13 protein-coding genes are annotated in these 12681 nt (G+C 47.2%); 8 read left to right on the forward strand and 5 right to left on the reverse strand.

The genetic code is table 11. The features are described from left to right. Window positions 1–11: 11 nt before the first annotated feature. From VIM87_RS30040 to VIM87_RS30050, 3 genes are read right to left on the reverse strand one after another with little or no spacing between them, the layout of a single operon-like run. Window positions 12–1463 (reverse strand): glycosyltransferase, encoded by a 1452-nt coding sequence (locus VIM87_RS30040; RefSeq protein WP_332000550.1) that lies wholly within the window; start codon window positions 1461–1463, stop codon window positions 12–14. Window positions 1464–1471: 8 nt separating this feature from the next. Further along, window positions 1472–2617: a HEAT repeat domain-containing protein gene (locus VIM87_RS30045; RefSeq protein ID WP_332000551.1), complete on the reverse strand. Its 1146-nt coding sequence runs from the start codon at window positions 2615–2617 to the stop codon at window positions 1472–1474. A 43-nt stretch (window positions 2618–2660) separates the two neighbouring features. Continuing rightward, window positions 2661–3038, reverse strand: coding sequence for a response regulator transcription factor (locus tag VIM87_RS30050; protein ID WP_332000552.1), 378 nt, complete (start codon window positions 3036–3038; stop codon window positions 2661–2663). Window positions 3039–3377: 339 nt separating this feature from the next. On the opposite strand from VIM87_RS30050, the gene VIM87_RS30055 reads away from it, so the two are divergent. Genes VIM87_RS30055 through VIM87_RS30065 form a run of 3 tightly spaced genes read left to right on the forward strand, consistent with a single transcriptional unit; the run spans window position 3378 to window position 8678 of the window. Then, complete coding sequence (locus tag VIM87_RS30055; protein WP_332000553.1) at window positions 3378–6746, forward strand: response regulator; 3369 nt, start codon at window positions 3378–3380, stop codon at window positions 6744–6746. 13 nt (window positions 6747–6759) lie between these two features. Next, window positions 6760–7584, forward strand: a complete 825-nt coding sequence (locus VIM87_RS30060; RefSeq protein WP_332000554.1) for a protein-glutamate O-methyltransferase CheR — start codon at window positions 6760–6762, stop codon at window positions 7582–7584. 5 nt (window positions 7585–7589) lie between these two features. Further along, complete coding sequence (locus VIM87_RS30065; protein WP_332000555.1) at window positions 7590–8678, forward strand: hybrid sensor histidine kinase/response regulator; 1089 nt, start codon at window positions 7590–7592, stop codon at window positions 8676–8678. A gap of 53 nt (window positions 8679–8731) precedes the next feature. On the opposite strand, the gene VIM87_RS30070 is transcribed toward VIM87_RS30065, so the two are convergent. Next, window positions 8732–9289 (reverse strand): group 1 truncated hemoglobin, encoded by a 558-nt coding sequence (locus VIM87_RS30070; RefSeq protein WP_332000556.1) that lies wholly within the window; start codon window positions 9287–9289, stop codon window positions 8732–8734. Window positions 9290–9311: 22 nt separating this feature from the next. Next, window positions 9312–9740 carry a hypothetical protein gene (locus VIM87_RS30075; protein ID WP_332000557.1) on the reverse strand — a complete coding sequence of 143 codons (429 nt, stop codon included), beginning with the start codon at window positions 9738–9740 and terminating at the stop codon, window positions 9312–9314. A 428-nt stretch (window positions 9741–10168) separates the two neighbouring features. Here VIM87_RS30075 and VIM87_RS30080 point away from each other — a divergent pair, with 428 nt between their 5' ends. The 5 genes from VIM87_RS30080 to VIM87_RS30100 form a co-directional block, all read left to right on the forward strand. Beyond that, a complete protein-coding gene (locus tag VIM87_RS30080; protein WP_332000558.1) occupies window positions 10169–10627 on the forward strand; it encodes a hypothetical protein in 459 nt (152 codons plus the stop codon). Between the two features lie 35 nt (window positions 10628–10662). After that, entirely contained in the window at window positions 10663–11001 is a 339-nt protein-coding gene (locus VIM87_RS30085) for a helix-turn-helix domain-containing protein (RefSeq protein ID WP_332000559.1), read from the forward strand. Then, window positions 10970–11302, forward strand: a complete 333-nt coding sequence (locus VIM87_RS30090; RefSeq protein WP_332000560.1) for a HipA N-terminal domain-containing protein — start codon at window positions 10970–10972, stop codon at window positions 11300–11302. The genes VIM87_RS30085 and VIM87_RS30090 overlap by 32 nt, the downstream gene beginning before the upstream one ends. After that, the gene (locus VIM87_RS30095; protein WP_332000561.1) at window positions 11295–12242 is read left to right on the forward strand and encodes a HipA domain-containing protein; all 948 of its coding nucleotides are present in this window, start codon (window positions 11295–11297) and stop codon (window positions 12240–12242) included. The genes VIM87_RS30090 and VIM87_RS30095 overlap by 8 nt, the downstream gene beginning before the upstream one ends. An 83-nt stretch (window positions 12243–12325) precedes the next feature. Beyond that, window positions 12326–12681 (forward strand): ligand-binding sensor domain-containing protein (locus VIM87_RS30100; protein ID WP_332000562.1); only part of this gene is annotated, 356 nt, incomplete at its 3' end.

Genomic DNA, 12681 nt, shown 5'->3' on the forward strand with positions numbered 1-12681 from the left:
TGGTTTTATGGTTAAACGGCGGCCGTTTTGGCGCCAGGCACATTTTGCCGGAAACCCCGCCGCTGCATATTGCCCCAGGTACTTTTCTTCCCCGTCAGGAAGTAATAATATCCCCGCAGGGAGAATAATACGATCAACGGGTGATACAGGAAAAATTCCATGAAAGGCGTCATACACAGGTAAGCCACCTCTTTCCAGGTGCGGTAATACCGGAAGGTAAGCTGGTCCCACAGGATAGCAATGGTAGTGATCATTACCGAATACGTATATACGAACACCAGCAGCATAACAGCAGTAGGCCAGTTGATCTGCCCCAGGCATATCATGATGATATAATAGATAATGCCGGTTATCTCCACCAGGGGCGCCAGCAGCTCAAAAAAGAAATTATAGGGGAAAATGATGAGGCCCATTTTTCCATAGCGCGGGTTCAGGAACATCCCAAAATGGGAAAACATCAGCTGTGCCAAACCCCTTGCCCAGCGGGTGCGCTGCCGGTTAAAGATCTTTACGGATTCCGGCGCCTCTGTCCAGCAAAGGGTTTTTGGAATATAACGGATGGCGTAGTTGATCTTATTATCATGCGCATACCGGCACATGCGGGTCATCAGCTCCATATCCTCGCCAAAAGAGCTATGATCATAGCCGCCGCTGCGGATGGCCACTTCCTTATCAAACAATCCCAAACCGCCGGATACATTGGGCACACAGTTCAACAAGCTCCAGCCCATTTTGCCCAGTACAAAAGCACGGATGTATTCCACTTCCTGGAAGCGGGGCAGCAGCTGCCGGGGCGGCCGCATGCGCGTCATTACCCCCTGGTCAAACTCGCAGGAGTTGGCAATGCGCAACGTAGCGCCGGTAGCAATTACCCGTTTGGTGCCTTCCTGCATTACCGGTTTAATAAGCTCCAGCAGGGTGTTCTTATCCAGTATACAATCCACATCCGTACACACAAAATAGTTATAGCTGGCCGCGTTAATACCGGCGTTCACCGCATCTGCCTTGCTTTTGCCATTAACTTTGTCAATGATCATCAGCTGCGCATAGGCGGGGTTGGTCGATTTAAAGATCTTGCGTACCGGCTGTGTTTTTATTTTCACGTTGTAGGCAAAATCTACCTGCACCAGGTTAAATTCCGTGATCAGCTGTTCCAGGCTGTTATCGGTGCTGCCGTCATTAATAATAATGATCTCGTATTTGGGATAGTTCAGCGTAAGCAGGGAACGTACGTTGTAAATAATGGTAAGCCCTTCATTGTAAGCCGGCGCCAGCACGGTAATACCCGGGGCCAGGGGCGAGCTGTTAAGCATATGGCCCTGCCCCAGCTTGTCTTTGCGGGCATAGGCGCGCACGGCTATCATAGAAAAAACAGCCAGCATGGCATAAATAAACAACAGCACCGTTCCGTATACAAAAACGCTGCTCTCATAGATCCGTCCGATGGTTTGCCAAAAGCTCATGCTGCCGTTCAGAATTTAATCAAAGGATTCATGCAATGTTTCAGGATGCGTTTGTTTTCCGCAGTAGCGGTATCCACCAGCTCAGTGATCAGGTTTTTAGCCGCCCATTGATTATTGATCAGTGATTTGGCCGCGTTCTTACGCAGCTCAAAATCGGTGGAGTGTAAAAATTCCTGCCGCAGAAAATCCACGTGTTTGCCGCTGCTAACGCGGCCCAGCAGCTTCAGGATCTCTATCTGGCAGTTCAGCGGCTGGCTGTTGTACATGCGTATCAGCTTGTCTTCCACCTCCGCTATCTGCATTTTACCCAGGCAGTTGATGGCATCGGCCCGCAGGTAATGATCGCGCGTATCCAGCAGCTTTTCAACGGCCGGCACTGCGCTGATCTGGTTGTAATGCACTACCAGCTTCAGGCAAAAAGAGATAATGCTTTTATTGGAAGAGTAGGTGATCCATTGTGCAAAGTTGGGAATGGCAATTTTTTCCGTAGTGGAAATAATGCGGAACAATTCCACCTGGTCCCATAACAGCAGCGGTTCTGTAGCCAGGTCAAAGAACTTGAAGGGCTCGTTCTTGCTGAGTTTAATATAGGCATGCCGCGCGGCCGCACGCAGCTCGCGGTTGCGGCTGTTGGTAAGCGGCAGAATGGTAACGTCGGCTATGGACATGTTCATGCTGGTAAGCTCCGCCATGGCCTGCACCTTTTTATCCCATTTGCGCGACTTCATCTTTTTCAGGGATTCTTTATCCAGCTCCAGCTGTATGTACAGGTTGCGCAGCTGCTCGCCCATAATGCCGCTTACATTATTGCGGTAGTGGATCAGCCGGTCTATCAGCGCCTGCCGCGCCCAGTGTTTGCGGAACACAGGCTGGTGAAAAGCATCTGCCGCCAGGGGAATTTCTTCAGCATCATCCTGCGCAAGCGCCTCGTTCATCAATACATTTTCCAGCAGCAGCTGGTCAATGAGCGGATGCAGCCTGCCCAGCTTTTTTTCACGCCGGTGGCCTTTATAACGGCCTATGAGTATAGACAGGTATGCAATAACGGTGCAGGTAACAGCAATAAATATAAATACGCAGGCGATCTGTATGATCAGCGGCGCATACCTAAGGTTATATAGGACAGATGTAAAAAATACAGGTAACACATTCATTTTTCAGTAGGATCAGTTAAAGCGTCGGCAGTAATCCGCCTGCCTATTTATATTGCATGAGCAATCTTTTTACGCGGATCAGTAACTCACCGGGCATTACCGGCTTTTTCAAAAAATCGTCGGCCCCCAGCTTAAAACCCTCCAGCACCATATCCTCATTGCCCGCATTGGAAACAATGATCACCGGAATGGGCTTACCTTCTTTACGGTTCTTTACCTTGCTGATGATCTCAAAACCACTGGCGTAAGGCATTAATATATCTGTAATGATGAGGTCATAGTCATAACCGGTGTCATCCAGCTTCTGAAAGGCCTCTTTTCCATTCGTAACATGGTCTATGCGGTACTCTTCCCGGTGCAATATCCTCTCAACAATCTTTGGCATGACTTCATCATCTTCAACTAATAAGATTTTCTTCATGTTGGCAGTTTTGGAATACCCCTATAGTTCACTGTATTCATAAGAGCAGGGATTATGGTGATGTATTAATTTTTTCAATAAACCGTTATCCGGTCAAAATAAGTGTCAGTTCGGTATCCTAACGAGAAATTTTATCGAATATAAGCCATCGAAGCAAAAAAAAAAATATTCCGTTTGTTTTATAACAAGGGGTGACGGCCTTTTTGGCGGATTGAGCATTACCTGCGCTGAATGATAAAATGCAATCGAATGTTTGTATAACATTAAATTAACTGATACATTTAAGTATATATTTGTCCATCAGTAACTGATCATTTCCACCAGTCGGCGCCATATTATATGAGACCAAAATTAAAGATAGGGCTATTCCTGGGCTTTGGAGTGGCCCTGGCATTAGTGATCACAGCAGGGGTGCTTTCTTACCTGACCTTTAAAAACCAACGTACCGAAGCCGGCTGGGTAGAGCATACCTATGAAGTAATTACCATGAGCCAGCGGATTAACCGCCTGGTGTATGAAATAGAATCCGCCGGCATCACTTTCCGCAGCACACACGATACGCAATACCTGGCGCCTTATTATGCCCAGCGCAGCAAGCCTTTGCCGCTGGTGCAGGAGCTGAAGAAAATGGTAGCCGATAATCCTGCTGAAGCGCGGCGCGCCACACAGATAGAGAATAACCTGATCGCCCTGCTGAATTTCTGGGAACGCCTGGATACGAAACTCGACACCAATTATATTTTTAGTCATGTAGTACCCATTGCAAAAGAGGAAAGGAAATACCTGAACCAGGTACATACCAGCCTGGCAGACCTGATAACCGCGGAAAGAAGCCTGCTGGTGCTCCGTAATGAACAAAGCAACCGTGCGGTAAACCGCGCCACGGTTATGCTGGCCATTAATACCCTTTTAATTCTCCTGGTAGCCAGTATATTGATGATCATCTCTTACCAGGAGCTTAGCAACCGTATAAAAGCGCAGCGGGAGCTGCGGTACAAGCTGAATGAGCTGGTAAGCCTGAACGATACTACCAATGAAAAGAACTGGCTGCTAAGCGGTATAGGCCAGGTAAATGAAAGCCTGCACGGGCAAACCGGCATTATACAGCGGGCCGAAAAATGCCTGCAAACACTGGTGCAATACCTGGCCCTGCCAGCCGGCGCAGTATATTATCATGATGAAGAGGAAAAGCTGCTGAAGCTGGCAGCCGGCGTAGCCCTGCCGGCTAATGCCGTAAAAGCCTATGCTTTGCAGGAAGGTTTGATAGGGCAGGCCGCCACTCAAAAAGAGATACAGGTATTAAAAGATATTCCTGCCCGTTACTGGCAAATAAGCGCTGCTGCCATGGCCGGCCGGCCCGGCGCGTTGTTATATGTGCCGCTGTGGGTGGATAGCCGCTTAATAGGTGTGCTGGAGCTGGCTTCTTTCCAGGAAGTACAACCCAAGCAGCTCACCTTTTTAAAAGGCGTTACAGATGCTATTGCCATTGGCTTCCAGGCCGCTATTTCCAGAACCCGTATATTAAGCCTGCTGGAAACCGTACAATCACAAAAGCAGATCCTGGAAACACAGCAGGCGCAATTACAGCAAACCAATAGTGAGCTGCGCTCTTCAGAAGAAGAACTAAGAGTGCATGAAGAGGAGCTGCGGCAGATCAATGAAGAAATGAGGGCCAAGAACCATACCCTGGAGCTGGCCAGGCAGGAGCTGGCCCAAAAAGCACAGGAGCTGGAACAAAGCAGCAGATACAAATCGGAGTTTTTAGCCAACATGTCTCACGAGCTGCGTACACCGCTGAACAGCGTGCTGATACTGGCCCGCCTGCTGGAAGAAAATAAAGAGCGTAACCTTTCCGCCAAGCAAATGGAGTACGCCGGCATTATTCACCGCTCCGGCTCCGACCTGTTAAAGCTGATCAACGACATACTGGACCTTTCAAAGATAGAAGCCGGTAAGCTGGAGATCAATATAGAAGAGGTGCCCATAGCCGCTGTGGTATACGACCTGGAACAGCTGTTCTATTTTGTGGCAGAACAAAAACAGATCCACTTTATTACAACGGTAGTGCCCGGGGTGCCTGCCAATATTCATACAGACAGGCAGCGGCTGGAACAGGTGATCCGCAACCTGCTGTCCAACGCATTTAAATTTACACCCTCAGGAGGTACCGTACGCCTGCAATGCCATATGCAGGACGATGGTTTGCATATAGCCGTTTCCGATACCGGCATGGGCATACCACTGGATAAGCAGCTGCAGGTGTTTGAAGCCTTTCGCCAGGCAGATGGTTCCACCAGCCGCAGGTTTGGCGGTACAGGATTAGGCCTTTCTATTAGCCGCGAGCTGGTGAAAATGTTAGGCGGTGAAATACGGCTGCAAAGCAGGGAAGGGCAGGGCAGCACCTTTACCGTGGTAATGCCCCTGGCAGCCATTACACAGCCGGTAGCTGCCGGTGTGGCTATACCGTATGGGCCTGTACCGGCTGCTTACCAGAAAGAGGCGGCGCCGGTTGCAGACGACCGCGAGCAGCTGAGCAAAGGCGATACCGTAGTGCTGATCATAGAAGATGATGCCAACTTTGCCACCATTCTGCGCGACTTTGCCCGGCAAAAGGGATATAAAACAGTGGTAGCGCTGAACGGCAGCGATGGGTTGTTCTTTGCCCGCAAATATTTGCCGGCAGCTATTATACTGGATGTGAACCTGCCGTTTATTGACGGGCATAGCATTCTGAAGGTGATCCGCAATTCACCGGAGCTGAAACATATTCTCGTACACATTATTTCTTCCGGCGAAATATCCTTACAGGTAAGCGATCACGTACAGGGGTACACGCAAAAGCCTTTGCAGATGAATGACCTGGAAGCCGTATTCTCCGGCATTCAATACCACATGCAGGAAGATCTGAAAAAGGTGCTGGTAATATCCGGTAACACCCTGCTGCAGGCCCCCTCCCTGCAACCGCTCAGCGACGAGCGGCAGCTGCACACAGAATACCGCCATGTAAAGAATATAGAAGAGGCAGCCGGTATTTTGCCGGAAGAAAGCTTTGACGGCATAGTGCTGGATATTGGCAGCAATGTGCAGGAAGGCATCCGGCAGCTCTCGCTGTTAAGGTCTATGGTTGGGAAAGATAAGCCGCTGATCGTATACCTGGACCGCGACATTTCCGAAGCAGATGAAATGCAGCTGAAAAAAGAGGCCGCCGCCATTATCCGCGATTCAACTTTTTCCCGCGACCGCCTGCTGGATGAGCTGGCGCTGTTCCTGTTCCGGGTAAATGAAGCAAAGCAGGCCCCCTTGCAGGCAACAGCCCCGGTCCCTGCAGAGCAAAGCCTGGAAGGGCAAAAGGTGCTGCTGGCAGATGATGATATGCGCAACCTGTTTTCTTTAAAGGCACTGTTATCCGGCAAAGGGCTGCAGGTAATAACGGCTACAGATGGTAAGGAAGCCCTGCAGCAGCTGGAAACCCATCCCGATATACGCCTGGTGCTAATGGATATTATGATGCCGGAAATGGACGGTTATGAGGCCATACGGCATATCCGCAATAACGAGCGTACCGCCCTGCTGCCGGTAATAGCGCTTACGGCCAAAGCTATGGCCGGCGACCGTGAGAAATGTATAAGCGCCGGCGCATCAGATTATATTGCCAAACCGGTAGATGGAAATAAACTTTTTTCATTGTTGCGTGTATGGTTAGGGTAAGCAGGTATATCCTATGAGTAATGAATTAAGCAATCAGGATCTTTCCGGTGTATTACATATGCTGAAGCTGCAGTATGGATTTGATTTTACCGGTTATATGCAGGCCTCCGTTAAACGGCGCATCCTTTATTTCATGGGAAATGAGGGGGTGCCTGGGGTGTTTGACCTGAAGCACCGCCTGGTAAATGAGCCCGGTTTCCTTAACCGCATGGTGCAGTTCATAACCGTGAATGTTACGGAGATGTTCCGGGATCCATCGTTCTTTAAAATATTGAAAACACAGGTGCTGCCCAAGCTGGCTGCCTATCCCATTATTAAGATCTGGCATGCAGGCTGCGCCACAGGCGAAGAAGCCCTGTCTATGGCCATATTATTACAGGAAGCAGGTTTATTGAACAGAACGCGCATTTATGCCACGGATCTGAATCCCGCTAACCTGGAACGGGCCAGGGCAGGTATTGTGCCGGTAAGCGCCATGAAGCATAACACGTATAACTATATACAATCCGGCGGCCAGGCCGATTTTTGCGATTACTATACTGCCAAATACGACAGTGTGATCTTTAAAAAAGAGCTGCGGAAGCATATTACTTTTTCCCAGCATAACCTGGTTACCGATGGCTCTTTCAATGAGTTCCAGCTGATCTGCTGCCGCAATGTGTTCATCTATTTTAAACGGGAGCTGCAGGCGCAGGTGTTACGGTTGTTTGAGGAAAGTTTGTCGCCGCATGGCTACCTGGCCCTGGGTACTAAAGAATCTATTCACGCCGCTGAAATAAGCCGGCATTTCGATACGGTGAATTTGCAATATAAAATATACCGCCATAACCAATCCTAATGAATGTGAGCCGAACAAAAAAGATCACCATCCTGTTGGTAGATGACCGTCCTGAAAATCTTAACTCGCTGCAGGCTATGCTGGAAGCGGATCACCGGGAGTTTATACTGGCCGGCTCCGGCAGCGATGCCTTAAAGGAAGTACTGCGGCATGAGGAGATCGGGCTTATTTTACTGGATGTGCAGATGCCGGATATAGATGGCTTTGAAGTAGCCCGCCTGTTAAAAGCCGATCCGGAAACACGCAACATCTCCATTATTTTTGTAACCGCCAGTAATAAGGAAGAGCAGGATATGATGATGGGCTTTGAGCAGGGCGCGGTAGATTACCTGTTAAAACCGCTGAACGTAAATATATGCCGCGCCAAGGTAGATGTGTTTGAGAGATTGTATTTCTATGAACAGGAGCTAAAGCAAACGCTTGTAGAAAAAGAGCAGGTGAACGGGCAGCTGGAACGCTTCCTGCATACGGTAGCGCATGACCTTAAATCGCCGCTTTCCGGTGTAGCCGGACTGTTGTTATTATTGAAGGAAGAAAAGCAGTTGCAGCAGGCGCCGGAGCTTATGAACTACCTGGAAATGGCTATCAGCTCTGCTACCCAGCTTTCTGATATGATCTCCGCCATCCTGGAATACAGCAGCCACCACCCGCTGCAGCAGGCAGCGGAAGAGGTGAATGTGCAGGAGCTGCTGGAACAGCTGGTAGAGCTGCTGTTTCCGCCGGATCATGTGAAGATCCACATTGAGCCGGATTTACCGGTGCTGCATACCAACCGGCAAAAGTTATGGCAGGTATTCCAGAATTTATTAAGCAACGCCATTAAATATAACGATAAGCAGGAAACCGTAATTAGTATAGGCGGCGCATTAAAAGGAGAGTTCTACGAATTTTATGTAAAAGACAATGGCCCTGGTATTGAAGAAAAAGACAACACCCGCATTTTCCGTTTATTTGAAACATTGAATGAGGATGATACAAAGGGAACCGGTGTAGGGCTTAACATCCTGAAACTGCTGGTAGAAGCGCAGGGCGGTAAGGTGTGGGTAAGGTCTGTACCAGGGGAGGGAAGCTGTTTTTATTTTCAGTGGAGATAAAAAATGTGCCTCAACTTTCATTGAGGCACGTTACTCTATCTATGAAACCCCAATTATTTCTGTACTACTGCAGGACGTACTGTTTCCACTAATTTACCAACCTGGCCGATCAGCTGATCAGAAAGGCCGTTCTTTTTAGCCGCCACTACCAGATCTACTATGAACTGATCAAAATCAGCATTGGCTGCTTTGCCGTTCATACGCGCGTTCTGGGCCGGGTCATGTGCCGCCACCATGCTTTTACCGCCATATTGGAAATTCTTAGCGCCTGTAGCCACACAGAAAAAATCTGTCAGGTTTTTGCTCAGCGCCTGGAAACCGCTGGTATTGCCGGAAGTAACCTCGGCCAGTAACACGGTAAAGAAACCGTTCAGCTTTGAATCGCCTGCAATTACAAAAATGGCGCTGTCCACTACAGAACGGAGGCCCAGGCGGCCCTTTTCTATCATCATGCCTGCATTGGCAGGGTCGCTTACCATGGTAGTGCCGCCTAAAGAATCATACAGGGTCATTTTGGTGGGAGTATCTGTATTCTTGTCTTTCTTGCAGGATTCCATTACTGCAAAGATGGCAACCAGGCCAAGGACAAATAACAATGCTGACTTTTTCATGTGGGTTGATTGATTTAGCTATTTAAAAAATATAATTAACAATGCTGGTGATCTTAGACGCAAAGGAGGCGCTCATAGCCGGGCATCCCTGACTCATTTCTTCTGCACTTGGCATATACCGGTCCCCGGGATAATGGAGCGCCGTTTTAAAATTGCGTACGATCTCAGTAGCGCTGGTTTTCACCGGAAAAAAAGTAAACACTACGATCCTGGTCTGCGGGTTTACCATTACGCGGTCTATCCCTTGCTGCTGGTACATCCAGGAAGAGATCTTATCCGCATCCTGTTGTGAAAGCGGCTGTTTAATATCTATCCGCGCCATAATACGGGTATGTGCATCCGGGGCCTTGGGGCGTGTAACCATATAAATGTGCACCGTTAATATTACTGTCAGGCACAGGAATATACCACCTCCCCACAGGAGGATCTGTTTTACAGTTTTCCTTTTCATAAATGTGTTTTAAATAGGTTAAGCGCCTGTGTATAGCAGGGTCACAGGGTTTTTGACCTTAAGAATAATGCTTCCGTATATAAAACCGTTACATATACGAGGGTGGTTTGTAAAAAGTTTGGGAGGGGAGGATTTTTAAATATTACGCGGCCATTGTGAATTGTCGGAGGAAGAAGTGGAGTCGATCGCGTATAAAGGGTGAGTGTTTTAAGTTTAACCTACTAGCTCAGAATAGGGCCATTTCTAGCTCAAAAAAACTACTTTTTGAGCTAGAAATTAGTCATTATTGAGCCATAAATGTTGATTGAGCTCATTTTAGTCGTGTTTCTGGCTCAAATTAAGCCTAGTCATATTCCACCTGCTACATAGGCTTCCACTACTTCATCCTTCACAAAAAATAATGTAATATTACCGGAAATGCTATCCCGATGGAATTACCCATTGTACAATACAGAAGGCACCGCGTTGCTTACTCCGTTGCTGCAGTCATCGGTTTTCTGGCGGCATGCCAGGGCTTTTACTGGCTTGCAAGTAAGAGTGTTGCTTCATTTTTCGGCTGGCTGTTTTTCGTTATAGGTCTTATTGCATTTGGCCGCTGTACCTGGATTGCTATTAAAAATTCCCTGGTGATGGAGCTGAATCATGAAGGAATTATGTATAAGGGATCTTGCTATGGCTGGAATATTTTGCGCAGTTATGGTATAAGGAATGAGAACAGTGAAAGCGGGTCGTTCAATTACCTGATATTGTACTTTAACAATGGCAGTGATCCGTTAGAGATCCAGCTGGATTGGATGGATAATAGTGAATCTGTACCGGAACAAATGGAGGTTTATGCAAAAGCTTTTAATGTGGGGTTTGATGGGATGGTGAAAAAGGAGGTGTGAGCTTCATTTTTGCGTTGAATTGAAATTATATGTAAATGAATATAATTTCCTTAGAAAAGACTAAATTATATTTAAAAGCATATAATTTGATATCTTTGGATACAGATTATATTCAAAAGCATATAATTATGAAATCACTGGATGTTTTTGTGAAGGATAAAAGAAAAGAAACCGGGCTAACACAGGAGGAGTTTGCAGAAAAGGCTGGCGTTGCGTTAACAGTGGTGCGTAAGATCGAGCAGGGAAAGAGTGATTTACAGCTGGAAAAAGTGAACCTGGTTTTAAAAATGTTTGGTCATGTTTTGGCGCCGGTGAGTTTAAAGGCACTTTCAAATACAAACAATGAGGAAAGCAGAGATATATTACAGGAATGACCTGGCAGGCCATTTAACGGAAACGGATGATGGGGACTATGTTTTTACATACACTACGGATTATGTAAAACATCATCCGGGCCAGTTCCTTACATTTTCAATGCCAGTGCACACTGCACCTTATAAAGACAAAAGATTATTTCCTTTCTTCGAAGGACTTATACCTGAAGGATGGCTGCTGGAAATTGCAACTAAAAACTGGAAGCTGAATCCTAACGACAGAATGGGACTGCTATTGGCCTGTTGTCAAAATTGTATAGGAGCAGTTAGCGTAATACCAATGGATTTTGAACATGAATAGGCGTTGTTTATATTGTTACCAGGAGCTTAATGCAGGCGATAAGGATTTTCACTCGCGTTGCAGCAGAACCTTTTTCGGGACCAATGAGCCGCCGGAATTAGGTTATTCTCTTGAACAAATGGCGGACCTTGCTGCTAATGTTATACAGCGAAGCGTATCCGTGCCTGGGGTACAGCCCAAGCTTTCTCTGGCATTGGTGAAGGATATAATGCAGGACGGTAACAAGGGGCGTTTAACCATTGTAGGAACATTGGGCGGAAATTACATATTCAAGCCGCCGCATGCAGATTATCCGGAAATGCCGGAAAATGAACATCTGACCATGCGGATTGCGGAAGCTTTTGGCCTGCCGGTAGTACCCTCAAGCCTGATCCGGTTGTCATCCGGAGAGCTGGCATATATTACCAAACGGATCGACCGCACCAATGAGGGTGGGAAAATTCACATGCTTGACATGTTTCAGATACTGGAAGCCTTTGATAAATACAAAAGTTCTATGGAGAAAATAGGCAAGGCTATTAACCAGTATGCTAATAATACCCTGCTGGATCTTTTACGTTTCTTTGAACTGACGGTTTTCAGTTTCCTTTCGGGAAATAATGACATGCATTTGAAAAACTTTTCAATGATTGCGCGCAACAATACTGCATGGGATCTGGCGCCAGCTTATGACTTGTTGAATGTTGCGATTATTAACCCAAAAGATAAAGAAGAACTGGCCCTTACCCTGGACGCTAAGAAAAGCAAATTTACCAGGGTGCACTTTGAAAGTTTTGGGGAGAAGCTGGGACTTGCACCCCGTCAGACAGCAGGCGTATTCAAGCGGTTCTTTAGAGATCGCGAAATGGCAATAAATTGGATTGGCCGCTCTTTTCTTTCAGACGAATACAAACAAAAATATATCACATTAGTACAGGAACGATATCAGCGCTTAGGCTGATCAAATATTGCCTTCCCAACCCCAACTAACCAAAATATTTCCTTACTTTATAGCACGTTGTGAATAACATAAATCAGTGAACAATGATGAGGTATCTGAAGCCGGCTATTTTGTGGGCATTATGCGCTTTTTCCATACAGCCAAACACCTTTGCCCAATCCATTCCGCCGCTTACTTACCTGGGTATTGAACAGGGCCTTTCCAATAATGCCGTTACCAGCATTTACCAGGACTATAACGGTTTTATGTGGTTCGGCACTTATGATGGCTTAAACCGTTACGACGGCTATAACTTCACCATTTACCGCAATGAATTTAATGATACCAACTCCGTAGCCGATAACCGGGTGAATGAATGCAGGCGGCGTATCCTGCTACTCCTCCAGAGACCTGCTGGGCTGGAAGCCGGAAGGAGTAGCCCTGCAACCCGTTACAGAAG

The sequence above is a fragment of the Chitinophaga sp. genome (assembly GCF_036569125.1).
GTDB lineage: Bacteria > Bacteroidota > Bacteroidia > Chitinophagales > Chitinophagaceae > Chitinophaga.

Bases quoted from the DNA above. Each gene is read 5' to 3' on its own strand.
- VIM87_RS30085 (WP_332000559.1), top strand. From the start codon at position 10,663: ATGAATATAATTTCCTTAGAAAAGACTAAATTATATTTAAAAGCATAT.
- VIM87_RS30095 (WP_332000561.1), top strand. From the start codon at position 11,295: ATGAATAGGCGTTGTTTATATTGTTACCAGGAGCTTAATGCAGGCGAT.
- VIM87_RS30045 (WP_332000551.1), bottom strand. From the start codon at position 2,617: ATGAATGTGTTACCTGTATTTTTTACATCTGTCCTATATAACCTTAGG.
- VIM87_RS30040 (WP_332000550.1), bottom strand. From the start codon at position 1,463: ATGAGCTTTTGGCAAACCATCGGACGGATCTATGAGAGCAGCGTTTTT.
- VIM87_RS30080 (WP_332000558.1), top strand. From the start codon at position 10,169: ATGGAATTACCCATTGTACAATACAGAAGGCACCGCGTTGCTTACTCC.
- VIM87_RS30050 (WP_332000552.1), bottom strand. From the start codon at position 3,038: ATGAAGAAAATCTTATTAGTTGAAGATGATGAAGTCATGCCAAAGATT.
- VIM87_RS30060 (WP_332000554.1), top strand. From the start codon at position 6,760: ATGAGTAATGAATTAAGCAATCAGGATCTTTCCGGTGTATTACATATG.
- VIM87_RS30070 (WP_332000556.1), bottom strand. From the start codon at position 9,289: ATGAAAAAGTCAGCATTGTTATTTGTCCTTGGCCTGGTTGCCATCTTT.
- VIM87_RS30055 (WP_332000553.1), top strand. From the start codon at position 3,378: ATGAGACCAAAATTAAAGATAGGGCTATTCCTGGGCTTTGGAGTGGCC.
- VIM87_RS30075 (WP_332000557.1), bottom strand. From the start codon at position 9,740: ATGAAAAGGAAAACTGTAAAACAGATCCTCCTGTGGGGAGGTGGTATA.
- VIM87_RS30090 (WP_332000560.1), top strand. From the start codon at position 10,970: ATGAGGAAAGCAGAGATATATTACAGGAATGACCTGGCAGGCCATTTA.